The sequence below is a fragment of the Sphingomonas sp. BL-S-30 genome (assembly GCF_055521475.1).
On sequence record NZ_CM145481.1, the window covers coordinates 3,009,015 to 3,034,900 of the forward strand.

At 65.5% G+C, this 25,886-nt stretch carries 17 protein-coding genes; 12 read left to right on the forward strand and 5 right to left on the reverse strand.

Annotation, left to right across the window (positions count from 1 at the left end; all coding sequences use genetic code 11):
• The first annotated feature begins 105 nt into the window (after positions 1 to 105).
• From ACZ1I5_RS13945 to ACZ1I5_RS13985, 9 genes are all read left to right on the forward strand, one after another.
• Positions 106 to 1,194 (forward strand): Gfo/Idh/MocA family protein, encoded by a 1,089-nt coding sequence (locus tag ACZ1I5_RS13945; RefSeq protein WP_465169845.1) that lies wholly within the window; start codon positions 106 to 108, stop codon positions 1,192 to 1,194.
• 183 nt (positions 1,195 to 1,377) lie between these two features.
• Entirely contained in the window at positions 1,378 to 2,355 is a 978-nt protein-coding gene (gene epsC, locus ACZ1I5_RS13950) for a serine O-acetyltransferase EpsC (protein ID WP_465169846.1), read from the forward strand.
• A gap of 94 nt (positions 2,356 to 2,449) precedes the next feature.
• On the forward strand, positions 2,450 to 4,033 hold the full coding sequence (locus tag ACZ1I5_RS13955; RefSeq protein ID WP_465169847.1) for a sulfatase family protein: 1,584 nt from the start codon (positions 2,450 to 2,452) through the stop codon (positions 4,031 to 4,033).
• 554 nt (positions 4,034 to 4,587) lie between these two features.
• Positions 4,588 to 4,869, forward strand: a complete 282-nt coding sequence (locus ACZ1I5_RS13960; RefSeq protein WP_465169848.1) for a hypothetical protein — start codon at positions 4,588 to 4,590, stop codon at positions 4,867 to 4,869.
• Positions 4,866 to 5,579: a cellulose synthase operon protein YhjQ/BcsQ gene (locus tag ACZ1I5_RS13965; RefSeq protein WP_465169849.1), complete on the forward strand. Its 714-nt coding sequence runs from the start codon at positions 4,866 to 4,868 to the stop codon at positions 5,577 to 5,579. Before ACZ1I5_RS13960 ends, ACZ1I5_RS13965 begins: the two co-directional genes overlap by 4 nt.
• Positions 5,576 to 9,928, forward strand: a complete 4,353-nt coding sequence (bcsA, locus tag ACZ1I5_RS13970; protein WP_465169850.1) for a UDP-forming cellulose synthase catalytic subunit — start codon at positions 5,576 to 5,578, stop codon at positions 9,926 to 9,928. The genes ACZ1I5_RS13965 and bcsA overlap by 4 nt, the downstream gene beginning before the upstream one ends.
• Positions 9,925 to 13,269, forward strand: a complete 3,345-nt coding sequence (locus tag ACZ1I5_RS13975; protein WP_465169851.1) for a cellulose biosynthesis protein BcsC — start codon at positions 9,925 to 9,927, stop codon at positions 13,267 to 13,269. Before bcsA ends, ACZ1I5_RS13975 begins: the two co-directional genes overlap by 4 nt.
• Positions 13,270 to 13,304: 35 nt before the next feature.
• Positions 13,305 to 13,718 (forward strand): cellulose biosynthesis protein BcsD, encoded by a 414-nt coding sequence (gene bcsD, locus ACZ1I5_RS13980; protein ID WP_465169852.1) that lies wholly within the window; start codon positions 13,305 to 13,307, stop codon positions 13,716 to 13,718.
• A 22-nt stretch (positions 13,719 to 13,740) separates the two neighbouring features.
• On the forward strand, positions 13,741 to 14,721 hold the full coding sequence (locus ACZ1I5_RS13985; RefSeq protein WP_465169853.1) for a glycosyl hydrolase family 8: 981 nt from the start codon (positions 13,741 to 13,743) through the stop codon (positions 14,719 to 14,721).
• Positions 14,722 to 14,816: 95 nt separating this feature from the next.
• Here the strand turns inward: ACZ1I5_RS13985 and ACZ1I5_RS13990 are convergent, their stop codons facing one another.
• The 4 genes from ACZ1I5_RS13990 to ACZ1I5_RS14005 form a co-directional block, all read right to left on the reverse strand.
• The gene (locus tag ACZ1I5_RS13990) at positions 14,817 to 16,397 is read right to left on the reverse strand and encodes an AMP-binding protein (RefSeq protein WP_465169854.1); all 1,581 of its coding nucleotides are present in this window, start codon (positions 16,395 to 16,397) and stop codon (positions 14,817 to 14,819) included.
• Positions 16,394 to 18,046, reverse strand: a complete 1,653-nt coding sequence (locus ACZ1I5_RS13995; protein WP_465169855.1) for a carboxylesterase/lipase family protein — start codon at positions 18,044 to 18,046, stop codon at positions 16,394 to 16,396. Before ACZ1I5_RS13995 ends, ACZ1I5_RS13990 begins: the two co-directional genes overlap by 4 nt.
• Before the next feature lie 64 nt (positions 18,047 to 18,110).
• Positions 18,111 to 19,148, reverse strand: a complete 1,038-nt coding sequence (locus ACZ1I5_RS14000; protein ID WP_465169856.1) for a serine hydrolase domain-containing protein — start codon at positions 19,146 to 19,148, stop codon at positions 18,111 to 18,113.
• A 2-nt stretch (positions 19,149 to 19,150) separates the two neighbouring features.
• Positions 19,151 to 19,924, reverse strand: a complete 774-nt coding sequence (locus ACZ1I5_RS14005) for a GntR family transcriptional regulator (RefSeq protein WP_465169857.1) — start codon at positions 19,922 to 19,924, stop codon at positions 19,151 to 19,153.
• A 230-nt stretch (positions 19,925 to 20,154) separates the two neighbouring features.
• On the opposite strand from ACZ1I5_RS14005, the gene ACZ1I5_RS14010 reads away from it, so the two are divergent.
• Genes ACZ1I5_RS14010 through ACZ1I5_RS14020 form a run of 3 tightly spaced genes read left to right on the forward strand, consistent with a single transcriptional unit; the run spans position 20,155 to position 25,230 of the window.
• Entirely contained in the window at positions 20,155 to 22,560 is a 2,406-nt protein-coding gene (locus ACZ1I5_RS14010; protein ID WP_465169858.1) for a TonB-dependent receptor, read from the forward strand.
• Between the two features lie 45 nt (positions 22,561 to 22,605).
• The gene (locus ACZ1I5_RS14015; RefSeq protein ID WP_465169859.1) at positions 22,606 to 23,904 is read left to right on the forward strand and encodes an MFS transporter; all 1,299 of its coding nucleotides are present in this window, start codon (positions 22,606 to 22,608) and stop codon (positions 23,902 to 23,904) included.
• A gap of 15 nt (positions 23,905 to 23,919) precedes the next feature.
• Positions 23,920 to 25,230 (forward strand): hypothetical protein, encoded by a 1,311-nt coding sequence (locus ACZ1I5_RS14020; RefSeq protein ID WP_465169860.1) that lies wholly within the window; start codon positions 23,920 to 23,922, stop codon positions 25,228 to 25,230.
• Here ACZ1I5_RS14020 and ACZ1I5_RS14025 read toward each other — a convergent pair.
• Positions 25,193 to 25,813, reverse strand: a complete 621-nt coding sequence (locus ACZ1I5_RS14025; RefSeq protein ID WP_465169861.1) for a glutathione S-transferase family protein — start codon at positions 25,811 to 25,813, stop codon at positions 25,193 to 25,195. The two genes, ACZ1I5_RS14020 and ACZ1I5_RS14025, sit on opposite strands and share 38 nt — an antisense overlap.
• Positions 25,814 to 25,886: the final 73 nt, after the last annotated feature.

Genomic DNA, 25,886 nt, shown 5'->3' on the forward strand with positions numbered 1-25,886 from the left:
GCCATGCCCCATGCCAGCGGGGAGACGGAAGCCCCACTCCTGCCGAGCGGGCGCGATTCATCACCACGCGCGAGCATGCGCGCTCATGGCACAAGGGACGACAGGGTGGGAGAGCTTATCCGTTACGGCATCGTCGGCACCGGCATGATGGGATGCGAGCATATCCGGAACATCCGGTTGCTGCCGAATGCCGTCATCACCGCGATCGCCGATCCGGTCGAGACCTCGCTCGGCTGGGCCGACGCGTCGCTGGGCGACGCGCGACCCCAACGTTTTCGCACGGCCGAAGAGCTGGCGGAAAAGGGCGAGGTCGACGCGGTCGTGATCGCATCCCCCAACAATACGCACCGCGAAACCATCCTTCCCCTGTTCGAGCGCGGTCTCGCCATCCTGTGCGAAAAGCCGCTGGCGACGACGCTCGAGGATGCACGCTGGATCGCCGATCGCGCGGCGTCCCATACCGCGCCGGTCTGGACCGGCATGGAATATCGCTACATGCCGCCGGTTGCGCGCTTCATTACGGATGTTCATACCGGGCGCATCGGCCGTCTGCAGATGCTGGCGATGCGCGAGCACCGTTTCCCGTTCCTGGTGAAGGTCGGCGACTGGAACCGCTTCTCGCGCAACACCGGGGGCACGATGGTCGAGAAATGCTGTCATTTCTTCGATCTGATGCGGTTGATCATCCAGGCCGAACCGGTCCGTGTGTTCTGTTCGGGCGCGATGGACGTCAACCACCGCGACGAACTATATGGCGGCGAGCGCCCCGACATCATCGACAACAGCTATACCGTGGTCGATTTCTCCAACGGCGTGCGCGCGCTACTCGACCTGTGCATGTTCGCGGATGGCGCCGAGCATCAGGAAGAAATCGTCGCGACCGGCGACACCGCGCGGCTCGACGTCATCGTCCCGCCCGGCGACCTCGTCTTTTCCCCACGCGTCGGCTTTCGCGCACAAAAGGCAGTCGAGCGCGAGACCGTCGCCGTCGACGAGACGGCGATGGCCGCCGGATCGCATCACGGCGCGACCTTCTATCAGCACGAGGCATTCGCCCGGGCTGTCCGCGGCAAGGGACCGGTCGAGGTGACCGCCGATGACGGCCTGCGCGCCGTTGCGATCGGCGTCGCGGCCGAGATCAGCGCCCGTGAGCACCGCGTCGTGGAAATGACGGAACTGGGCCTGGAACCCTGAAGCGCCATCGCGTTGGCGTTTTCGCTGAGCGCGGACGGCGCACGACTGTCACCCGGGATGGATTTGCCTTTTCCGAGGCATAGGTAAACTTGATTTCAATCTCTATCAAATTAGGGGAGTTTCTGTTCGTTCCTTCATGATCAGCCTGTCCCCGCTACGGCGGACATATGTCGGAGATACATGATGTCCGTCGACGACGACGCACCGACGAATGGCGATTATTGGAACCTCGACGACATCGCCAATGGCCTGAAGGCCGCACGCACGCGGTGGCGTACCGCGCAGAAGCGCCATGCGGAATATGGCGCGGTCGGTTTTCCGTCGCGGATCGAAATCGACAAGATCATGGGCATCCTGTGCGGCGCGCTGTTCCCGCTACGCCTCGGCCCCAATTTCGTGCGCCTCGAAAACGAGGACGCCTATGTCGCCGAGACGCTCGATATCGCGCTGCGCCGACTTTACGGACAAATTCGGCTGGAATGCGCCTATGCTCTTAGCGCCGAGGGACTGCCACCGGTGCCCGACGACGCGGCTCGCATCATCGGCGCTTTCGCCGCATCACTGCCCGATCTTCGCGAATTGCTCGATACCGATCTGGAAGCAGCCTATGCCGGCGACCCGGCAGCGCGAAGCGTCGACGAGATCCTGCTGTGCTATCCCGGCATGCTCGCCATCATCCATCACCGTCTTGCACATCGGCTGCATGTCCTCGGCGCGCCGCTGGTGGCCCGCATCATTGCGGAAGTCGCCAACTCGAAGACAAGCATCGACATCCACCCGGGCGCGCAGATCGGATCGAGCTTCTTCATCGATCATGGAACCGGCGTCGTGATCGGCGAGACAGCGATCATCGGCAAGCGTGTTCGGCTTTATCAGGCGGTCACGCTCGGCGCGCGTAGCTTTCCGACGACAGCTGACGGCGCGTTGGAAAAGGGCCTTCATCGGCACCCGATCATCGAGGACGATGTCGTGATTTATGCCGGCGCTACATTGCTTGGTCGCATCACGATCGGGCGCGGATCGACCATCGGAGGCAATGTGTGGCTTACCGAAAGCATTCCGGCGGGAAGCACCATCAGCCAGGCGAGAAGCGAACGCCTGCTATTTGCCGAACCCGGCACCGAGGCTTCCGCCTCACGGGTGGGAAAAGCGGCGGCGTAACGACCGGCAGGCTCAGACCGAACCAGTGGCGTTTGAGGAACTTGTCCGCGATGGCGTATAGCGGGCGCGCCACCGGCGAAAAATGAGGATGAGCATGAACGACGATCCAACTCGCCGCGGCGTCCTGCTTGCCGGGAGCGGCGGCGCGTTCGGCCTGTTCAGCTGGGCGGCCGGCGCGACAGCGGCCGTTCCGCAGCGCCAGTCGCTCATATTGAAGCGAAACGCCGGTGTTCGCCCGCGCAACATTCTGGTCGTCCTGACCGACGACCACCGCTTCGACGCCATGGGGTTCATGAAGGCCCAGGACTTCGGCGACACGCCGACGCTCGACCGGCTCGCAAGGGAAGGCGTGCATTTCCGCAACGCGTTCGTGACGACCGCCCTGTGCTCGCCGTCGCGGGCCTCGATTTTCACCGGCCTCTATGCGCACCAGCACAAGGTGGTCGACAACAACCACCCGATCCCGCCGGGCCTGACCTATTATCCTCAATATCTGCAGGCCGCCGGATATGAGACCGCTTTTATCGGCAAATGGCACATGGGCGCCGAGACCGACACCCCCCAGCCCGGCTTCGACCATTGGGTCAGTTTCAAGGGGCAAGGCACTTACTGGCCGAGCGAGGATGGCCTGAATGTCGACGGCAGGCACGTGCCGCAAAAGGGCTATATCACCGACGAACTCACCGACTATGCCCTGGACTGGATCGGCAAGCGCGATCGCAAGCGGCCCTGGATGATGCATCTCGCGCACAAGGCGGTGCATTCGGAGTTCATTCCCGCGCCGCGACACGCGGGCCGTTATGCGAAAGAAACCTTCCGCTACCCCGAGACGATGAAGGCCGGCGCGCCGGGCCGCCCGATGTGGGTGGAGAACCAGCGCAACAGCTGGCACGGCGTCGACTATCCCTATCACGGCACGCTGGACGTCGGCGACTATTACAAGCGGTACATGGAGACGCTGCTGGCGGTCGATGAGGGCCTGGCCCGCATCATGGATCTGCTCGAACGGCGCGGCGAGCTCGACGACACATTGATCCTCTATATGGGCGACAACGGCTTCCAGTTCGGGGAGCACGGCCTGATCGACAAGCGCACCGCCTATGAGGATTCGATGCGAGTCCCGATGCTGGCGCGGTGCCCTGCCCTGTTCGGCCCCGGCACGGTCGACCATGTCGTCGCCAATATCGACGTGGCGCCGACGATGCTCGCGGCGGCAGGCCTGGCTGCGCCCGGTTCGATGGCCGGCGCCAACGCCCTGCCGCTCGCGCAGGGCAAGACGATCCCCTGGCGCACCGAACTCCTCTACGAATATTATTGGGAGCGCAATTTTCCGCAGACGCCGACCGTTCATGCGCTACGGGAAGACCGGTACAAATATATGCATTTCCACGGCATCTGGGATATCGACGAGCTTTACGACCTTCAGGCCGACCCGAGGGAAACGGACAACCTCCTCGCACGGCCAGGCCATGAAGAACTCGCCGAGCGCATGAGCACGAGGCTCTTCGCAAAGCTCGAGGAGACGGCGGGAATGCAGATTCCGCTGAGCCCGGATGCCGGTGAACGCAACGAGCTGCGTGATCCGAACGGGCCGAAAGGAGCGCCCTTTCCCAACCGCTTCCTTCGTCCGCCGGCCAAAAAGCTCGCCGCCATGGTACGGCGACTGCGCTACCGCTGAGGGCCGCGATCGACTGGAGGCGGGCGACATGGATTGGGCTGGTCGTGCGGCCGTAGAAAGCAGGGCGAGCCGAATCATCGGCGACTCGGCTGATCGCCGCCGAGTCGCGTAGAATTTTTGCGCGGTAGTCGGGTCGACGCCGGTACGACATCGCTCCGGACACGGCTCATGCGGACTCGGATCGCGTCGATCTCAAAGCAACAAACTGTCAGCGCAGCCTGGGGCAGCGACGCATGGTTTACGAGAATCATACCTCCGCACGTCCCCCGAAAAGAAGCGCCTCGACCCATAACCCCGGAACCGAACTTCCTAACGGAATCATAAGATTGACTCCAACCTCGATAATAAAGATTGTGCCGAAATGGTTATATCTCTAGAGGGCGGGTCGTCGCAAAATATTGCACGGCCAATGCCATTAAATCGCTTGAGCGGCCCAGATCGGGTACAATCAGTGAACGGCGAGAAGAACGTTCCTGTAAAGAGCGTGTAACAAAGCGATGGGAGAGGATACCTGATGCGCGGCGTTAAAGGGTGGGATGATTATGCGCGCAGACGTGACTTCGCTTCTCGACAAGCTAGAGCGGCCTGACTTCCGCTATCGCCAGTTTGCCGATGCCATTGCCGACCTGGAACCCTGGCCGCTGTTCGAGGCGCTGCTCGTCGACGAGCGCGTGACGGGCAAGCGGCGCCGGGCGATCGACACCCCGGTCCGCGACGACCCGGTCGGCTTCTTCGCTGGCTATGATAATCCGGTTGCCGCGCGCAGTGGCGATGTCCGACAGGCGGAGGAGGGTCTGCGCGCTTTCCTCCAGACGCTGTCGAACCCGCGACCGTGACGCTGATCCTGTGCCACTCGCCCACTGGCGGCGTCGGCACGACCTTTCTCACCGCCCATCTCGCGCTCGGGCTGGCGGAGCGGGGCCATGACGTCACGGCGATCGACTTCACTTACGCGGATGCGCTCAAGCTGTGTTTCGGGCTGAAGCCGGTCGACCAGTTGCCACGCATCGACGACCCGCACGAGGACAAGGTGGTTGTCGAGGGCGTGACGCTGCTGTCCGGTTACACTGCGTCGCGCGCGCCAGCCTTTGCCGATGTGATTCGCGACGGGCACGGCGCGCTGTTTGGCCCTGGCCGGGTGGTGATCGCCGATGTAGCGTCGGCGGACATCGAGCTGAAGCATCGCCTGCTGCCTTTTGCGGCGCTCCATCTGTGCACGTTGATGCCGCGGCCGGCCTCGTTGGCCGCGCTGGCGAAGGTCGAGCCCGGCACGCCGACCATCGAGCTGAGCGGGACGGCCTTCGTGCTCAACCAGATCGACGATACCCGCCGGCTGTCGCGACACAGCAAGGTTTTCCTGAGCGAGTTGTTTGGCGCCAGGCTGATCGCGACGGTGCGTCGTGACGAGGCGGTCAACGAGGCGCTCGCATCATTCCAGTCGATCGTCCGGTACGCGCCGCACAGCGTGGTTCTGCCCGATCTGCGCGCCATGGCGGCAGCGGTCGAACGGCGCTGCGAGCTGATCCCCGCGGAGTCGGTGGAGTGACCTTTGCCGCACGGGTGTTGCAATGGTCGATGCTAGCCGCCGCGCTGGCCATGACGTTGATCGTCGTGACCGTCCCGCTCGATTTGAATTCCCAATGGATCTTCGCGCTGGTCACCATCGCGGCGACATTTTTGCTGCGGCGGGCGCGCTCGAAGCGGGCAATGCTCTCGCTCGCCATCCTCACCGTCGTCGCATCGAGCCGTTACATGTTCTGGCGCACCACCGCGACGCTTGATTTCGACAGTCCGGTAAGCGCTGTGTTCGGCATCGGCCTGTATCTCGCGGAACTCTATGCCTGGGTGATCCTGGCGCTGGGGTTCCTGCAGACGGCCTGGCCACTGGAGCGCGACGCGGTCGAACTGCGGGGAGAACCGGACGCGTGGCCAACCGTCGATGTCTTCATTCCCACCTTGAATGAAAGTCTCGACATCGTCCGCACGACCGTGCTCGCGGCGCTCGATCTCGATTATCCGGCCGACAAGATGCGAGTCTATCTGCTCGACGACGGACGACGCCCCGCGTTTCGCGCGTTCGCGCATTCCGTTGGCTGCGGCTACATAACCCGGTCCGACAACCGTCACGCCAAGGCAGGAAACCTGAACGCCGCGCTGGCGCGGACCGATGGCGCGCTGGTCGCCATCTTCGATTGTGACCATGTGCCCACGCGCGCCTTCCTCCAGATGACGATTGGCTGGTTCCAGCGCGACCCGGAACTTTCGCTGGTGCAGACACCGCACCATTTCTACTCGCCCGATCCGGTCCAGCGGAACCTCGGCACGGTGCGCGAGCTGCCGGGTGAAGGCGATCTGTTCTACGGTGCGGTGCAGAAGGGCAACGACCTTTGGAACGCCGCCTTTTTCTGTGGTTCCAACGCGGTCCTTCGACGCGCGGCGCTCGAAGATATCGGTGGCTTTGCGTTCGAAACGGTCACGGAGGACGCCCATACTGCGCTCAAGCTCCAGCGTCGGGGCTGGGGCACCGCCTATCTCGGGCTACGCCTGTCGGCGGGCCTCGCGACCGAGCGGCTCGTCCTCCATATCCGCCAACGGGTCCGTTGGGCGCGCGGCATGACTCAAATCATGCGCATCGACAACCCGTTGACCGGCCCGGGCCTCAGCTGGCAGCAGCGGCTTTGCTATCTGAACGCGTTGCTGCACTTCCAGTTTCCGCTGCCACGGATCGTCTTCCTGACCAGCCCCCTGGCCTATCTCATCCTGGGGCAGAATATCATGCACGCCTCGGCGTCGTTGATCTTCGCTTATGCCGCCGCCCATCTCTATTGTTCGCAGGTGTCGAGCGGCATTCTCCAGGGCGGCGACCGGCGCCCCTTCTGGGGCGAGATCTATGAAACCATCCTTGCCTTTCATCTGGTGCGGCCGACCTTCCAGACCTTCTTTCGCCCGCATGGCGGCAAGTTCAACGTGACCGACAAGGGTGCGTTGCTCGACAAGACCTATTTCGACCGATCGACCGTGCGGCCACATCTCTTCTGTATCGCGCTGATCGTCTTCGGCATTGCGTTCGGATTCTGTAAATTACTGTTTTTCCCGCAATATTTCAACATTCAGGCCGATACGCTGGTGCTGAACACACTATGGGCGAGCTTCAGCCTGGTCATCCTGCTCGCCGCGGTCTCGGTCGGGCGGGAAACGCGCCAGACGCGCGAGCATATCCGCATTCCCGTGCGGCTTGTTGCCACGCTTTATTTCGCCGATGGGCATGTGTTGGACGCCACAACCAACGATGTCTCGATGGGCGGCCTCTCTGTGACAGCGCCGTCCGACGTTTCGTTGCTGGATCGGTCCATCACGCACATCGCCCTGCCGCTGGGCGACGAGATGCTGACGTTGCCGGTCGATTTGCTGCGAACAACCGGCAGCACCGCCAAGATGCGATTCAAGGAACTCGACATGCTCCAACGACGCCAGCTTGTCCGCTCGATCATGGGTCGGGCAGACGCGTGGGAGAGCGCCGAGCCACGTCCGTCGGTTTCCGTCCTGCGGTCGCTGCGCGACGTCGTGAAGGTCGATCTGGTCACGCTCAAGCGGCTGCTGAGGCTGAATCGGGCGGAACGGCGTAAGGAAAGGCGGCTGCGGGTGCCCGGTGCCATCGCAACCGCTACCGTTAGCGCGGCCATGCTGGTCATGGCGTACCCGGCGGGAATCCGGGCACAGCCCGCGCAAAACCCGGCAAGGAGCACCACAGCAACTGCCGCGCCTGCGGCCGGCATACGCAGACAGCAATTGACTTTTCGGGACCTGCAGGTGCGATCCGCCATCCGGCTTGCCGGCACGCGCGGCGAGATCAGCATTCCCTTCGGCATGCGCGCCAACGAGGTCGTGACGGGTGCCACCCTGACTCTGACGATGGCGTGGTCGCCCGCATTGCTCGCCGATCTCAGCCAATTAGTGGTGATCGTCAACGGCGAAGCCGTGCGTACCGTCGCCCTGACTCCCGATGGCGCGGCTGGTCAGCGTATCGCGATCCCGATCAACCCGGCGCTGTTCCTTCCGGGCGACAATCAACTCAACCTGCGGCTCGTCGGCCATTATGCCCGCGATTGCGAGGATTCGTTCCATAGCTCCTTATGGGCGAATATCAGCAATGTGCGGTCCGGACTCGACCTGACGATCCAGACATTGCCGCTGGCGCCCGATCTGGCGCGGCTGCCGTCGCCGTTTTTCGACCGGGGCGACAATCTTCCGCTCACCCTGCCATTCGTGTTCGCCTCTGCGCCGCGCAACGGAGAATTGGAAGCGGCGGCCAGCATCGCAGGTTGGTTCGGCAGCCTTGCCAGCTATCGCGGCTTTGCCTTCAAGCCCGTCTACGGGGCTCTGCCGCGGGGCAACGCGATCGTCTTCGTGCGGCCCGGCATGCGGATCGGCAATTTCGTGCCGACGATTGGCGGCCCATCGGCATTCATCATGCGCAATCCGTCGGATTCCTATGGCAATCTGCTGCTGATCATGGGCCGCGACGATCGCGAACTGAAGCTGGCGGCGGCGGCATTGGCCATCGGGCGCGGTGCGACGGGTGGCACTCTCGCGACATTCGATGGCGTGCGCATTCCGACCTATGCCCGCTACGCGGCTCGGCGCTGGCTGAGGACCGATCGTCCGGTGCAGCTTGGCGAACTGATCGCTCCCGCCCGGTTGCAGGGACAGGGCTTGCCGCCCGGGCCATTGATCACCGGCTTCCGCGCACCACCCGATCTCTTCTTCTGGCCGCGGGGCGGCGCTCAGCTCGAGCTGCACTACCGCTATCCGACCGCTGTCTGGCTCGATCAGCGTGCGTCGCGGCTTGACGTCTCGCTCAATGATCTTTTCCTGCGGACCCTGCCGCTGACCAGCGACAACTGGTGGCTACCGCTGTTTGGCCAGACCGAAGGGGCGGGAACGCGTATTGCCAAAGCCACGGTCGAACTTCCCAGCTACAATCTGTTCGGCCAGAATGACCTGACGTTCGACTATAATTTGATCATCGCGAACAAGAAGCGGTGCGAGGGGACGATCCCTGACAATGTCCGCGTCGCAATCGATCCGGACAGCAGCATCGATCTGACGCACGCCTATCACGCCCAGGTCATGCCCAATCTCGCGACATTCGCCAATGCAGGGTATCCGTTCACCGTAAGCCCCAATCTGGCGGAAACGACGGTGCTGATGGGCGGAGCGCCCTCGCCGAGCGTGGTCGAGACCTATCTGCTGCTGATGGGGCGGTTCGGCGATTCGACCGGCACCCCCCCCACCGCCGTGATGGTAACGCAATCCGTAAGCGATGCCACGATGGCCGGGCGGGATGTGCTGGTGATCGGCGGCTTCGAAGTCACGCGGTCGGCCCCGGCGCTTTTTGCGAACGCTCCAGTCCGCGCCGACGGCACACGCCTCCGCGTGATGGAGCGAGGGCCGCTGAACCGGATCTTTGGGCTGCTCTCTTCGAGCATCGCCGATCCGGATGGCGCCGACACGTTTCTACAGGCGACCGACGCCTTTAGCGGGCTGGTCAGCTTCCGATCGCCCTACGACTCCGCCCGCACGGTGGTCGCCGTGATCGGAAATGACCCGCGGGAGCTGCCGTTGCTTGTCCAGGGTCTCACCGACCGACGGATCAATGCCCAGGTGCAGGGCGACCTGGCGGTCACGAGCGGCGACGGGATGCGGAGCTTTGCCGTCGGGCCCAGCTATTGGGCCGGCTCACTGCCCGGCTGGATGCGGGTCGCCTGGTGGTTCAGCCAGCGGCCTCTGCTGATGGCGCTTGGGGGCATCGTTGCCGCGCTGCTGTTGGGCGGACCGCTCTATCTGTTTTTCGCGCGGCAACAACGCCGGCGATTGAAGGGAGAAGCGGCATGATGCGAATCAGCACTATTGCGACGCTGCTCCTGACCACCGTCGCCACCCCGGCGCTGGCCCAGGCGCCAGGAGTCCCGGCGTTGCTCGAGCAGGGCCGCTACTGGCAAGCGCACGGGCGCGCAGACCTGGCCAGGCAGGCCTATCGGCGCGCGCTGGCGCTCGACCCGTCCAATGCGGAAGCGCGGCGCGGAGTCTCCGCGTCTTCTCCAGCACCAAACGCGGCGGCACCGATCAAGGCTGAGGTACAGGTCAAGGCAGCGCCACAGGCGCCCCGTCCCGCGCCTGCCATCCGACCGGGCCCGTCCGCACCGAAGGCGGTCACCACGCCCATCGATCGTGGCGGCGACGCGCGCGCCGCGGGATTTCGCGCGCTCGACAGCGGCGACGTGGCGGCGGCCGGCCGCAATTTCGAGGCTGCCCTTGCCCGCAACCGGGCCGATGCCGATTCATCGGGCGGGCTCGGCATCGTCCGGCTGCGCCAATCGCGATTCAGCGATGCGGTCGAGTTACTGGAACGAGCATCCGTGCGTGGCAACGCAGGCAAATGGGCAGAGGCCCTGGCGTCGGCGCGCTTCTTCAGCCGGCTGGCGACAGCGCGCGCCAAATTTGATGCCGGCGACCTGTCTGGCGCGCAGGCGGATGCCGAGGCGCTCTCGCGCGAGACGGTGAAGGATCGCCGCCCGGCACTGGCCCTGCTCGCCGACATCTATGAGCGGCAGGGGCGCTATGCCGACGCCGCGGACCTTGCACGCCAGGCTGGTGCCAATGGCGGTGGCGATGCTCAATTGGCCAGCCGAGTCATCCGCAATGCGGCGTTGCAGGCCGCGGCGCAGGGCAATTTCCAGGAGGCGGAACAGCAATTCCAGCGCGGCCTGCTGGCCGACCAGTCCGACCCCTGGATCCGGCTGGAATATGCGCGCCACCTGATCGGCCGGGGTCGCGCGCCGGAGGCCGAATCGCTGATCCGGTCGCTCCAGTCGATCGGAACGCCTGACGCGCTCTACGCCGCGGCGCTACTGGACGGGCAGCTCGACCGCAATGCGGCGGCGCAGCAATTACTGGATCAGATTCCCCCCAGCCGCCTGACTCCAGCGATGCAACGCTTCGCGGCGCAGCTCAAGGTCGAAGCGGCGATCAAGCGCGCACGGGCGCTCGCTGCCCAGGGCCAGGCCCTGTCGGCCACGTCCGGCCTGCGTCAACTTGCCGCGACGCCGGGGCTCAGCGCCGGGTCGCTGGCGATGATCGGTGGCGCGCTCGACGATCTGGGCGATTCGGCTACCGCGATACAGGTCGCGCAACAGGCGCTGGCCGCTGGCCCATCGTCGCCCGACAGCTTCGAGCCGGTTGTCCGGATCCTGGCCCGGACCGGCCAGGACGACGCAACCGCGACGGCAATCGAACGCGCGCGCCTCTCCGCTCAGGGCACGCCCGACGGCGCTGTCGCGGTCGCGCGGCTGGAAGGCATCCGCGCCGCTGCTCAAGCGGACCGGTTGCGCCTGGCCGGGCAATATGCCTCAGCCTTCGATCTGCTGCAGCAGACTTGGGGCGCCGCCCCGGGCAATATCGATGTGCTCGCAGCGCTGGCGCGGCTCTATCAATCCGGCAACATGCCGTCGCAGGCAGCGCAGACCTTCCGGATGGTGCTCGCCGGCCGGCCACGTGACAAGGGCGCGCTGATCGGACTGATCGGGACCGCGGGGGCGAATGGCGATCACGGCCTTGCGGTCGCAACGATCGGCCGAGCGCTGCAATATTATCCGGGCGACTACGAGGTCTATCTGGCGGCCGGGCAGATGGAGCAGGCGCGGGGCGACCGCAGCGCCGCCATCAAATATATGCGCCACGCCGAGGCCAGCTATGCCGCCCGTAACCAGAGTGCCGGCATGCTCGATCGCACCAATCCCTTCGCGGCGGGAATGGCCGACTCCAACCCCTTCCGACAAGCATCCGCGCCGCCCGCCCCTGTCGTGGCAAATCCTTTCGCGCTGAGCGGCGGCCGCGTCGCCGCCGCCGAGCCGGCCCCCTATGTGCCGTCGGGATCTGATCCCGTGCCGTTCAGGGTCGCACCAGGCTATGGTGCGCCCGATCGCGGGACGGCTGCGGAGGTGACGCCGATACCCGGGGCGGGCCCGGCCTATCCTCCGGTCTATCGCCCCATCTCGGGCACCGTGCCCGCAGACCCGGTCATGGCCAAGCTCCAGGCCGACATCGCCGCGCTGTCCACCAATACGGGCCCCCGTGCCGACGTGACCACGGGCTATCGTCAGCGCTCCGGAGAAACCGGCCTCAGCGAGTTGCGCGAACTGTCCGGCACCGCGGAAGCCTCGACGGATCTGCTCGGCGGCCGCATCGGGGTCAGCGCGACCGCCAAGGTCATCGATGCGGGCCGTCCGAGCGGATCGGCGCTGGCCCGTTTTGGCCGCAATGCGACTCCGGAGGCGGAGGGAATCGTTGCGAAACTGCCGTCCAAGCTGATTCAGGCGGACACTCAGCACGCCTCAGGCGTCGCGGTCGCCGCTTCCTATGACAGCCCCTGGATCCAGGCCGAAATCGGTACGACGCCGATCGGATTCGAGACGACGCGCGCTACCTTCGGCCTTACCGCCAAGCCGCGCCTCTCGCAAAATACGAGCGCTCGCGGCTGGGTCCGCCGTGAGCCGGTCACCGAGAGCGTCGTCGCGTATGCGGGCGCTCGCGATCCCGTCACCGGACAGCGCTGGGGCGAAGTGATGCGGACCGGCGGCGGACTTGCGCTTTCCTGGGACCGGGCCGGCACGGGACTGTATGGTGATCTGTCGGCTTATCGCTACGAGGGACTCAATGTCGCCGACAATCGCGGTTTGCAGGCCAATGTCGGCGGCTATCTTCCCATCATCCGGGGCGGTCAGTCGCAATTGACCGGCGGCCTCAACGTCAACTGGCAAAGCTTCCGCAACAACCAGAATTATTTCACTTATGGGCATGGCGGCTATTTCAGCCCGCAAAGCTTCCTGAGCGTGGGCCTGCCGATCCGCTACAGCTATGATTCGCCTCGGATCGAGGGCCGTCTCGGCGTGACGCCGGGTTATCAGAGCTTCGAACAGGACCGCGTGTCGATCTATCCGACCGATCCGGCGGCTCAGACGACGCTCGACGCGCTCAAGGCACAGAATACCGATGTTCGCTCATATTATGACAGCCTGAGCAAAACCGGATTTGCCTTTGCCGCGGACGGCTCTCTCTATTACCGGGTAACGCCTTCGACTCAGATAGGTGGTTCTTTTGGCGTGAATACTTTCGGAACTTATGATGAATACCGGTCATCGATCGGCATTCGACAGACGCTGGGAAGCGAGCGTTGATGGTCACGCCCGGATCGGGACCCGATGGTGATGCAATGGCTGCCGGCGCGCTGTTGCTCGCCGGCATGGTGGCCGAAATACGCGCAACTGCGAGCGACGCGCAGCGTAACGCCCTTCTTCGCGCCGCCGGTGTCCGTATCGCCACGCTCGCGCCGCTGACAGGGGTGGACGACCTGACCGCGCTCACTGTCCGCGTGAACGATTTCTGGAGCCGGCATGGCTGCGGATCGACGCGTTTCGCGCTTGATGAGGACGGAATCCTGATCACGCATTCCGGCTTGCCCACGGCGCTCGGGATGCTGGTCGGCGGTCGGCTGGAAGACGTGCTTCGTCCCGTGCTGGAAGGCATCTATAGCGGCTGGATGCGGCAAATGGGCGGCGGTCCCACGCTGCGCACGCGGACCATCCGCTGGAACGACGCCGAAATAAGGTTGAAGCATGGGCGTTGATCGCCGCTATTTTTGTCTTTCCATGGTCGGTACGATTGCAAGCTTCGGAATCAGCGGCTGCTCGCCCGCCCAAACCCAGCCCGCGTCTGTGATGCCGGGCTGGGAGGGCTTCAAGGCAGCCTTCGTCGCAGTGGACGGTCGCGTCATCGACACCGGCAATGGCGGCATCAGCCATAGCGAGGGCCAGAGTTACGCGATGATGCTGGCGGTGGCGGCCGGCGACCGGGCGGGCTTCGACCAGGTCTGGCAATGGACCGAGGCCCATCTCGCACGGCCCGACCTGGCGCTGTACGCCTGGCGCTACGATCCTGGCGCGGCGACCCCGGTGGCCGATCGCAACAACGCCACCGACGGCGACCTGATGATCGCCTGGGCGCTGGCACGGGCGGGCGACCTATGGCACGATGCGCGCTACAAGGATCGGGCAGCGGCGATCCGCGCGGCGATCCTGCAGAAGCTGGTGGTCGTCCGGGGAAACCGGCATCTGCTGCTGCCGGGGCTGGAGGGGTTCGCCAGCGGCACCCGTACGATGCTCAATCCGTGCTATTATATCTGGTCGGCCTTGGACGATTGCGCGCGGCGCGATGGACGCGTCTGGCGGCCGGTGATTGCCGATGGGGAAGCGTTGCTGCGCGCGGCGCAATTCGGCCCGAACCGGCTCCCTGCCGACTGGATCGACGTGGGCAACGACGGCACGATCTCGCCAGCGGCCGACAAACCGCCGCGTTTCGGGTTCGACGCCATCCGCGTCCCGCTTTTCGCCGCAACCAGCGGCCGCGGCGCCCTGGTCAAGCCCACCATTGATTGGTGGCGCGGGCTCCTGGCAAAGGGCACGCCGATCCCTGCCTGGATCGACGTGACGACGGGTAATATGGCACCCTATCCGCTCTCGCCCGGCGGCATGGCGGTAGTCGACCGGGCTCTGGGCAAAGTCGCACCGAGACCGCTTGCGACCGACTATTACGCTGCGGCGCTCCAATGCCTCGTTCCGCTTCTGGGCTGAGGCGCTATCGCTGCGTCGGCGGCAGCGTGCGCCCTGCACTTTCCAGTTCACACTCCGCCTGAGTAAGCCCGTAAGCGGGCACCATCTCACCCCGGTCAGTCAGCGCCATGCGCCAGGCGGAGCTGGATCTTGTCCACCTTGCCGGTGGCGGCCAGCGGCATGACGGGGATTCGCACCACGGCATCGGGTATCCACCAGGACGCCACCCGGCCGCGCAGCGTCGCCAGCAGTTCCTGGTCGGAAATTTCCTGATCCTCGCGCAGCTCGACCAGCAGGACCGGGCGCTCACCCCATTTGAGATCGTTGCGACCGATCACGGCAGCCAGCGAGACTTGCGGCAGCGCACCGATGACCGCTTCGATCTCTGCCGGGTTGATCCATTCCCCGCCGGACTTGATGAGATCCTTGGCGCGGCCGGTGATTATCAGATTGCCCTTGCGGTCGATCTTCGCCAGATCGCCGGTATCGAACCACCCGCCGGCATCGGTCGCCGGCTGGCTCTGCCCGAAATAGCACTGGATCACCGCGGCGCCGCGAACATGGAGCCGGCCTTCCTGATCGCGTTGCTGCCGCAGCGGATTGCCCTTCTCGTCAGCGAGCATGAGATCGACGCCGAGCGCCGGCCGGCCCGAAATCGCCGCGCTGCGTTCCGGGTCGCTGAGCACCGCGAAGGTGCCGACCGGGGACAGCTCGGTCATGCCCCAGCTCGTCTGGACCACCACGCCAAGCTGTTCCTCGATCCGGGTCATCAGCGCGGGCGGCATCGGCGCGCCGCCGACGATGATGCGCCGGAGGGACGGCAACCGGGCACCGGTCGCGCCGAGATGCTCGCAAAGCCCCAGCCATACGGTCGGCACGCCCACGGCGACGGTAACGCCCTCGGCCTCGATCAGTCGGGCCAGGCTGGCGCCATCGGTCCGGCGGCCGGGCAGCACGAGTTTCGCGCCCGCTGCCGGCACGGCGAACGGCAGGCCCCATGCATTGGCATGGAACATCGGCACCACCGGCAGCACCGTCTCCGCCCTGCTGATGCCGAGCACGTCCGCCTGCAACAGGCGCAGCGTGTGCAGAAAGCTGGAGCGATGCGTGTAGGTGACGCCCTTGGGCGCGCCGGTCGATCCCGACGTGAAGCACAGGCCGCTCGGCGCGGTTTCGTCGAAATCACCCCAGCGCACCGTCTCGTCCGCCAGCTCGATCAGGGGAGCGAGCGCAGCCACGATATCGTTGTCGGTCGGCGCCGCATCGCCATCGATGATCAGCACGCGCTCGATTCCCGGCGCGCCTTCCGCCACCTGGAGCGCGAGCCCCAGCAGGTCGGCGCTCGCGATCACTATCCGCGCCTCGGACTGTACGAGCATCGCGGACAGCTGGGCGGCTGTCAGCCGTGGGTTGAGCGTGTGGCAGACCGCACCCATGCCCATGATCGCGTACCACACCTCGACATGCGCCTGGCTGTTCCACGCGAGCGTCGCCACCCGCTGGCCGACTTCAACGCCGAGATCGCCAAGGACGCGCGAGACCTTCAGCGCGCGCGCCTTCAGCCCGGCATAGCCGATCCGCTCGATCGTGCCGTCCTCGCGAGCGGTCGCCACCTCGGCATCGGGGTGCCACTTCGCCGCATGGTCGAGGATCCGGTCCAGCGTCAGCGGGAAATCCTGCATCGCACCATCGATCATCTGCACCTCTCCGATGCGGCCGGCAGAACCGGTGCCGCCACGCCGACATTCCAGTTCCAGGGGATGTTTCCCGCCGCCCGTCGGCGGCACACGACCTGGTCGTGCAGCCGGAACTGGCCGGCCATGAGATCCGTCGCGACCTGCGGCGTGCCGGCAAAAATCATATAGGCGGATCGTTCACCATGGGATGGCCAGGCGGGCTGGTTGCGCGCGGCCGGGGCGCCGGATCGCGCGAAGGACGCCCAGTAATCGACCATCGCATCGGACAGGGCGCGCTCGGCGGCCGTGTCGGGAATCGCCGGCCATAGCGGCGTGACACGATCGATCGTGCCGAACATATAGGGCACTTCGGAGGCGTGGAAGGCGCGAATGCCGGCATCGTCGGCCGCGGGATAGCCATGGTCGAAATAATAGAGATAGGCGGGCATGCCGATCGCCGCCTGATCGCGCACCAGGCGCTGCGACGTCCATCCGAAAAACCCGTCGCGCGCCGCGGCCAGCATGGTCGCCGCGACGTTCTTCGCCGGATAATGGAGCAGGAAGGTCTCTGCCAGGTCGCCATAATTGCGGCGGATGGCGGCCTCATACTGCGCGGCGTCATAGTGCGCAGGGTCGGGCAGGCCCGGCAATATCGCGCGCATCGTCCCGATCTCGCCGGCGGTGAAACCGGTCATCAGCGGCACATGCGCCTGCTCGCCGCGCTCGAACGTCTCGATCAACTGGCGGGTCAGCGAATGCCCATCGACCACCGCCGTCGAGGCGAAGCCCGCTTTTCGCGCCAGCTCGGCCAGCTCGGCGGAATCGATCGCGCGCAGATCGGCGATGCTCTTCGCGCCGGCGGCGGCGGCGAAATGCTCGCCCAGGGCCTCGGCCGATGGCACACCGAAGCGCCCGTGCTTCAGCTCGGGGATGTTCATGAGCGACGCGCTCTGGACCACGGCCTTGGCAAACAGCCCTCGCGCCAGCGGTGACGCGAGCAGATGCAGGATGGCAAGCCCGCCCGCCGACTCCCCGGCAATCGTGATATTGCCCGCATCGCCACCGAACGCGGCGATGTTGCGGTTCACCCAGCGCAGCGCGGCGACCTGGTCGAGCAGGCCATAATTGCCCGACGCTCCATCCGGCGATTCGGCGCTCAATTCGGGATGCGCGAGATAGCCGAACACACCGAGGCGATAGTTGATCGACACCATGATGATGCCGCGTTTCGCGAAACCGGCGCCATCGAACATCGCCTGCCGGGACGATCCGCGGATCAAATTACCGCCGTGAATCCACAGGAACACCGGCGCGTTCTTCGCCCCGGTCGGCGCCCAGATGTTGAGTGTCAGGCAGTCCTCGCCCATCGCCGGATAGGTTTCGGCATAGATGCTGCCCGCGGGCGCCGATGGTTGCTGGCAGGCGGCGCCAAAGCTGGTCGCGTCGCGCACGCCGGGCCAGGCGGGAAAGGGCTCGGGCGGCTTCCAGCGCCGTTCCCCGACGGGCGGCATCGCATAGGGCACGCCCCTGAACACCCGCTGCCCGTCAGCCTCGGTTCCGCGAACCGCGCCCGCGGGTGCGCGGACGATCGGTGCCGCGCCGGAATCCGGGGACAGGGCCCCGCAGAGCATCGCTGCGCTCAGCGCCGCGATGCGATGCGCAATCGCCATTTATGGCCTCCTCTTTGTTATGGTCGGCAGACGCGCAACCGCGCGCCTGCGGCGGACCGGCGCGTCAACCGATGACCTTTGTCAGCCGCAGCCAGAGTTGCTGGTCGAAATCCTTGTCGCCCGCGGCCGCGCCCATGCGCACCACGACGAGCTTCATGCTCGGGACGACATAGAGGCGACGCTCGAACGCCCCGAGCGCGGCCACCATGTCAGTCGGCGCGGCGGGGACCAGTGGGCCCTCCTTGCGGCCACCCAGCGCACGCGTGCTGTACGCGCCTCTGTTCAGCCACCACAGCCGACCATAAGCGGGGTTGGTCGGCGATGGCGTGAACATCGCCTTGAAACTGCTTTCCGAAACGAGGCGCTTGCCGTCCTTCGCGACGCCGCCGTTCAGGATCATCAGCCCGAACCGAGCGGTATCGCGCGGCGACGTCACCAGGCCGGTATCGTTGCCGACCGAGGCCAATGCGAGCGGCCGCTTGCGCCACGCCGTGTCGTTCATGCCCAAAGGCGCGGTCAGCCAATCACGGGTGATGACCTCCAGCGACTGTTTCGCTGCCGCGGTGACGATGCGCTTGGTGATCGCATAGACCGGGGTGTTGTAATAGAAGGTCGTTCCCGGCGGCGCCTGATAGCCGAACTTGTCGTTGAGGCCCGAGCTCATCGTCAGAACGTCGATGACGCGGATTTGGGCCTCCTGCTCGGCCGAAGCCTTGGACCAGCCCGTGCCGATATAGGCCGAGACCGGCTTCTCCACGTCGATCAGCCCCTTGTCGATCGCCACCGCGACGAGGACGGAAACGAAGCTCTTCTGTTGCGAGGCGACATCCTCGAGCAGTTCGCCCTGCTTGTTCCGCTCATAGACGAAGCTGGCGAACAAGGGGTCACCGGTCGGGGCCGGCCAGGTCTTTTCGACCAGGACCTTCCCGTCCTGGATGATGAGAAATCCCGTGCTGTTCTGGTTGCGCAGATAGTCCAGCAGGTTCGTCATTGCCGGCGAGGACGTCTTTTCGGCCTGGCCGGCCGGAACCGGCGGCGCGGCGGCCGTGGTGGCCAGCGCCGCCGCGACAAGCATTGCCTTGATGGACGAACGCAGGATCATGTCTATCTCCGATTGGCGGCGGCGCGGCGTTTGACTGGCTTGGCAGCAGGTGCAGGCGGCGCGTCTTCCCGAACGCTGGAGCCGCGCGCCAGCATGATCCGCGCGACTTCGCCTTGCATGAAATACAGAATGTCGCGTGCGGCCTGGCTTGCCCCGTCCGCGTCGCGCGTGACGAGCGCCGCGCGAACGCGGCGCCAATGGCCATAGGGACCGGGCGTGTTCGCCGTGATGGCGAGCGCGACATAGGAGAAATGGAACCGCGTCTTGCGGCGGACCGCTTCGATCATCTTCTGGGCGTCCAGGCTCGCCGATTCGGCCATCTCGCTGAAGATCGACTCGCTCAGTTCGATGATCTGATCAGCCGGCGCGCCGCTCGCCGCGTCGCTCAGCATCTGATCGATCTTGACCAGCATCCGCCGAATCGTCGCGTCCGAGGCCCGCCGGCAGGCGAAGCGAGCCGCCAGACCGTAAAGCGCGGCACGCAGCTCGTAGAGATCGAACACTTCCTCGACCGTGGTCGCGGAAATACGGGCACCGCGATTTTCCTCCAGCTCGACCAGACCGTCGTCGCCAAGCGCTCTCAGCGCGCGGCGCACGATCGACCGCCCAACGCCGAATTCGCTGCACAGCCGGGCCTCGCGAAGCCACTCGCCAGGGGCAAGCTCGCTCCTCTGGATTTTCAGGCGCAGCGCGCTTGCCACATCGTCGGCAGTCGGCGCCGGCTGCGGTGAGGCATCACCCCGACTCTCGATCGCCGCGTCGCCGTCCGGGTCCAAGCTTGATGGTTTTGCCTTGCTGGTCAACGCCGTACCTCTCTCAAGATCGTCGCATCGGTCGGATGCTCGCCGATCTTGCACCATCATTCCTATTGCGGCCACCGCTCAGCCGCAAGATGTTTTGTTGAACCATTGCGTTAAGATTGTCGTACAATCTGTTGACATGGATGTGCGATGGACGGATGATTGAACCACAGCGCCGCAATGAACGAGCGCCAATGGGAGGATGCATGCGAGCTTTTCTTGCCACGACCGCAACCCTTGCGCTCGTCGTCGCCACGCCGGCGCTTGCCCAGACGTCGGCCGGCACGTCACAGGACGCTCCTGCAGGCGCGCCGGGCGTCACGGCCGCCCCCGCTGACCAGACCAGCGAAAGCGCCGCTCCCAGATCGGATGGCGATGTCGTCGTCACCGCGCGCCGGCGCGAGGAGAGCATCCGTAACGTGCCGGGCACGATTTCGGCGGTGACCGCCGACCAGCTCGACTCCAAGGGGCCGGTCGCCGGTTCGGGCGATCTGCTGAGCACGGTACCTGGGGTCCGCTTCAACGATGTCGCGAGCGAGAATCTCGCCGAGATTTCAGTGCGTGGATCGGGAACGGCACGCGCCACGGGCGCGGATTCGGGCGTCGGCCTGTTCGTCAACGGCGCCTATGCCGGCAGCAGCACGCTGGGCGGCCGCAACTTCAAGACGCTCGATTATTTCGATCTGGAGCGGGTGGAGGTCCTTGAGGGACCGCAGGGCGCGCTGTACGGGCGCAACTCCGAATTCGGCGTGGTCAACATCGTGCTCGCCAAGCCCAAATTCCAGGACAGCGGCTATATCCGGGACGGCTTCACCTTCGGGCAGAACCAGAACCGGCTTGCCGTGGTCGTCAACGAAGCCGTGAGCGACCAGGTCGCCATTCGCATCGGCGCCGAAGGCTATACGCAGGACAAGGGCTTCTACTACGACCCCAATCACGACAAATATTATGACAGCACCAGAGGGTGGACGGCGCGCGGGCAGATCCGCTTCCGCAGCGGCCCAATCGACGCGACCCTGCTGGTGGATGCGCAGGACCTTAAACTGCCGAGCTTCGTGAACAGCCTGGTCGTGCCGGGCGGCGGCGTGAACCCCGCGATCCCGCTGGGCTTCACCCAGTCGCGCTTCACCTTGCCCCACACGGGCGACGACGGGCTGCAGCAAAAGGTCCAGCGGGCGATGCTCATGGTCCGCTACGACCTTGGCGGCGGCATCACGCTCGAATCGACCAGCATGGCCACCAAATGGCATTCCAGCCAGCAATATGCGGCCGCGATCGACCTTGCGACGGCGATCAGCCTGCGGACCAAGGGCGAGATCGGCATCTATCCCTTCGGCCAGGTTCGGACCGATGTGAAGGATCGCACGCTCTACCAGGACCTTCATCTGCAGGGCACCGCCGCCGGCGGGCGCCTGACCTGGATCGCGGGTGCCGAGGGGCTCTATCAGAATGACGACTATGCGCTGGTGATCGGCTCCTCGCCCTGCGCGTTCACGCTGGCCGGCAGCTTCTGTACCGGCACGCCCACTGCGCCAGTCTGCGTCAAGCCGCTGCCGACATCGCTGAACTGCCCGGCGACCTTCCCGCTGATCTTCGGGACGGACAGCCGCACCAAGCAGCGCATCTACTCGCTCGCCGGCTATGCCTCGCTGCAATATGCGATCGGCGATGTGACGCTCGTCGGCGAAGGCCGGTTCTCGCACGATTACAAGACGGCGACCCAGGGCATCACCGCGCTGTACACGACCACCTACACCAAGCTGCCGACCACTTATGCGTTCAGCTCGAACCAGCCGGTCTTCACCCTGACCGCCAGCTACAAGGTGCCGGGCGTCGCCTCGACCCTGCTCTATGCCAAGGTCGGAACCGGCTATCGCGCCGGCGGCGTCAACAACGGTACCTTCAACGCCAATGCGCCCAATCCGTTCGTCTTCACCTATGGCAACGAGAACACGATCGGATACGAAGCGGGCGTCAAGACCAGCATCATCCCGAAAATCTTCTTCCGCCTGTCGGCCTATCTGTCGCGTACCAGCGATGCGATCACCAGTATCAACGATGGCTGCACGCTGACCAATGCGTGCCTCACCGCGGGACAGATTTTCAACATCAACGGCGGCACCATCCATGCCCGCGGCCTCGAAGCCGCAATGGACGGGCGCTTCCCGCTGGCCGGCGGCCTGTTCTCGGTCGGCCTCAACGCCGCCACCCAGAGCGCCTCTTTCGCCAAGGTGCCGGCGGGCGTCACTGGTCTTCCGGTCCAGGGTTCGGCGGTCGCGCAGATCCCCGACTGGACGATGTCGGCGTCGCTCGATTACCGGCGGCCGATCTTCAGGAATGTCGTCGGCTTCGTGAACCTGAGCTATGCCGGCCAGCGCGGCGGCAGCCAGGACACCATCACCGCGGCCACCCCCCTCATTCCGATGTCCGATTTCGATATTTTCGGCACGCGCGCGGGCCTCAACATCGGCAAGGCACAGGTCGCGGTCTTCGTGCGCAACCTCACCGATCGCCAGATCGAGGTGCTCAAATTCACCCAGGCGGGCTACCCGCTCTCGGTCCGCTACAACAAGCCGCGGACCATTGGAATCAACCTGTCGTACCGCTGGTAATCCGGCACCAGGGATCCGTGCCGCTTGCCATTGGGAGAGAAGAGCTTGTCAACGCAACAGCCGCCGGCGGCCAGGCCGAGCATCAGGGTGGCGTTGATCGCCTCCGCCGGGGCGGCCGTCGAATGGTATGACTTCTTCATCTACGGCACCGCCGCGGCGCTGGTTTTCCCCAAGCTGTTCTTCCCGCCCGAGCTGCCGCTGTTTGTCGCGCAGATCGCGGCGTTCAGCACCTTCGCGGTGGGATTCATCGCGCGGCCGCTCGGCGGCATGGCCTTCGGCCATTTCGGCGACAAACATGGCCGCAAGCGCGCCCTGGTGCTCGCCATGTTCCTCATGGGACTGGCGACGACGCTGATCGGCCTGCTGCCAGGCTATGCGATCGCAGGGAGCCTGGCACCGCTCATGCTCGTGATATTGCGCTTCATCCAGGGCCTCGCGGTCGGCGGGCAATGGGGCGGCGCGGCACTGCTCGCGATCGAAAGCGCGCCGGCACATCGTCAGGGCTTCTACAGCAGCTTCGTCCAGGTCGGCGTGCCGTTCGGTGTGGTGCTGGCGAACACCGTGTTCCTCATCACCAGCGCGCTGATCGATTCGAACGCCTTTCTCGTCTGGGGCTGGCGGATCGGATTTCTCGTCAGCATCGCGCTGATCTTCATCGGCCTGATCATTCACTGGACCATCCCCGAGCCGGACGCAGAGCCCGGTGCGCCCCCAGCCGTGACAGGCCCAAAACCGCCATCGCCGCTGCGAACCCTGCTCACGGGCCACAGCCGCGTCGTCCTGCTCGCCGGCGGCGCATTCGTCGCGAACAACACCTGCTTCTATGCCGCGATCACCTATGCGGTGGCCTATGGCACCGCCACGGTGGGGATCGCGCGCGACGTGATGCTGCTGGCGGTAATGGTCGGGAGCATCGCGATGATCCCCGCGCTGATCCTCTGCGGCGCGCTGTCGGACCGGTTCGGGCGGCGCGGCATCTTCATCCTCGGCGCGGTGCTCTCAGGCGCCTGGGCCTTCGCGATGTTCCCGCTGATCGATACGGGAGAGCCGCTGGCGGTGGTGCTGGCGATCACGCTCGAGCTGATCTTCATCAGCATGATGTACGGCCCGCAAGCCGCCTTGTTCGCCGAACTTTTTCCGAAGGAGGTGCGCTATTCGGGCGCGTCGCTGGGCTATCAGATCGGCACGGTGTTCGGCGGCGGCTTCGCGCCGATCATCGCCACTGCCCTGTTCGCGCATTATCAAAGCAGCGCGCCGATCTCGATCTATCTGGGGGCGATGTGCGTGGTATCGCTGGTCAGTATCATGCTGCTGGGCAAACCCGCGCCTGCTCGCGCCGGATGAAGAAGGAAACGCACCATGCTCACGCCTGACAGGCGCAGCTTTCTCGCCGGCAGCGCCGCGTTACCGGTGACAGCGGCGATGGCGAAGGTCCCTGCCCGGCTTTCCGCCATGGTCGCGGCCGATCTCGAGAAATATATCGGCTTCGGCAGCAAGCAGGCCGGCGGCATGGGCGACAACGCCTGCGGCACCTGGCTCGCCTCGGAAATCGAGAAGCTCGGCTTCAAGGTCGAGCGGCAGGATGTCTCGACGCCCTGGTTCGAGCCGGAGCGCAGCGAACTGGTCTGCGGCGCGGCCAGGGCCGCGGTATGGCCACAGCCAATCGTGACACCCACCGGGCCCGAAGGCGCGACGGGCCCGCTCGTCCGCATCGATGCCGGCGGTCAGGCGGATGCGCCGCTGGCAGGGGCGATCGCGCTGGTCGACCTGCCGTTCGGCCGGTGGTCCACCGCGCTGGCCAAGCCGATCCGGGCGCCGATCGCCGCTGCCTTCGCCGCCGGCGCCAAGGCAGTCATCGCCATCACCAACGGCCCGACCGGCAAGGTGATCGCGCTCAACGCGGACGGGCGCGAACCGATGTTTCCCGGACCGGTCGCACTCCTCGCGCCCGACGACGCCCGGCCGTTTCTGACCGCGGCGATTCGCAAGGAAGCAGCGACGCTGTACGTCACCGGCAAGGGCGGCCGCCGCCCGGCCTTCAACTTCATCGGCCGGATCGATCGCGGCAGGAAAAGCTGGCTGGCGGTCTCGACGCCGCGATCGGGCTGGTACGGCTGCGCCGGCGAGCGCGGCCCGGGGATCGCCGCCTGGCTGTGGCTGGCGCGCTGGGCCAGCCGCGCCGTGCTGGACTACAATCTCGCCTTCATCTGCAACACCGGCCATGAATATGAAAATCTCGGCGCCGCGGAGGCGCTGAAGGCCACCGCGCCGCGCCCCGAAGACACGCATTTCTGGCTGCACCTCGGCGCCAATGTCGCGGCGCAGGACTGGCACGAGATCACCGGTGCGCGGCTTCCCAGCATCGACCCCCAGCGCTTCCTGTCGGTCAGCCCGGCGCTGCTGCCGCTGGCGCGCACCCTCTTTGCCGGCCATGTCGGACTGGAAGCGCCCTATTCGAGCGCGCTGCTTTCGGCCGGAGAGCAGATCGAGATTCTTGCCGCCGGATATCGAAATGTCGCCGCGGTCTTCGGCATCCACCGCTTCCATCACGGCGCGGGCGACGATGCCCGATGCGTATCCGCGACCAACGTGGCCGCAACCGCCGCGGTCTTTCAGCAAATGCTCGAGCGGGTCATCCGGCGAGTTCCTGCCTGGCCAATGCCCGCTTGAAGGCCGGGCGCTCGCTCAGGCGATCCAGATAGGCGATGCAATTGGGCTTGTAGCGCGCGTCGAGCCCCAGCGACCGCCCCATGTACAGCGCAAAATGCACCGCGATGTCCGCGATCGTGAACCGGTCGGCGCAAAGGAATTCGCAATCCCGAAGCGCGGCCTCCACGCTGCGCAGCCGTGACAGATACCAGATCGTATAATCCTCGACCGCCTGGGGAAGCCGGCGTTCCTCCGGCTCCAGCTCGGAATAGCGCAGCACGATCGTTTGCGGGAAGGTCAGCGTGGCATCGCTGCGGTACAGCCAGTTGAGATATTCGCCATAGGCCGGCTCGTCGCGCGCGACGCGCAGAGGCGTCGTTTCGACCTTGTCGACGAGATAGTGGCAAATCCCGGTGGATTCGGTCATCGTCAACGCGCCATCGATCAGTGTCGGCACCGTGCCGAGCGGATTGATGTCCAGATAGCCGGGATGGGCGAACCGCGCCGGTGCCGGCATCGTCACCAGTTCGAAGTCCAGGCCAAGCTCCTCCAAGGTCCATAACGGACGCAGCGATCGCGCATCCTTGCAGTGATAGAGCTTCACGCGCTTCCCCTTTTCCAGCCTGCTTCATGCCGGGAAAGGGCAGGATTGCAACGGCGTTCGCCCGCTATTTCGA

Coding starts and splice junctions, on each gene's coding strand:
- epsC (WP_465169846.1), top strand. CDS start 1,378: ATGTCCGTCGACGACGACGCACCGACGAATGGCGATTATTGGAACCTC.
- ACZ1I5_RS13955 (WP_465169847.1), top strand. CDS start 2,450: ATGAACGACGATCCAACTCGCCGCGGCGTCCTGCTTGCCGGGAGCGGC.
- ACZ1I5_RS13975 (WP_465169851.1), top strand. CDS start 9,925: ATGATGCGAATCAGCACTATTGCGACGCTGCTCCTGACCACCGTCGCC.
- bcsD (WP_465169852.1), top strand. CDS start 13,305: ATGGCTGCCGGCGCGCTGTTGCTCGCCGGCATGGTGGCCGAAATACGC.
- ACZ1I5_RS13985 (WP_465169853.1), top strand. CDS start 13,741: ATGGTCGGTACGATTGCAAGCTTCGGAATCAGCGGCTGCTCGCCCGCC.
- ACZ1I5_RS13990 (WP_465169854.1), bottom strand. CDS start 16,397: ATGATCGATGGTGCGATGCAGGATTTCCCGCTGACGCTGGACCGGATC.
- ACZ1I5_RS13995 (WP_465169855.1), bottom strand. CDS start 18,046: ATGGCGATTGCGCATCGCATCGCGGCGCTGAGCGCAGCGATGCTCTGC.
- ACZ1I5_RS14000 (WP_465169856.1), bottom strand. CDS start 19,148: ATGATCCTGCGTTCGTCCATCAAGGCAATGCTTGTCGCGGCGGCGCTG.
- ACZ1I5_RS14010 (WP_465169858.1), top strand. CDS start 20,155: ATGCGAGCTTTTCTTGCCACGACCGCAACCCTTGCGCTCGTCGTCGCC.
- ACZ1I5_RS14020 (WP_465169860.1), top strand. CDS start 23,920: ATGCTCACGCCTGACAGGCGCAGCTTTCTCGCCGGCAGCGCCGCGTTA.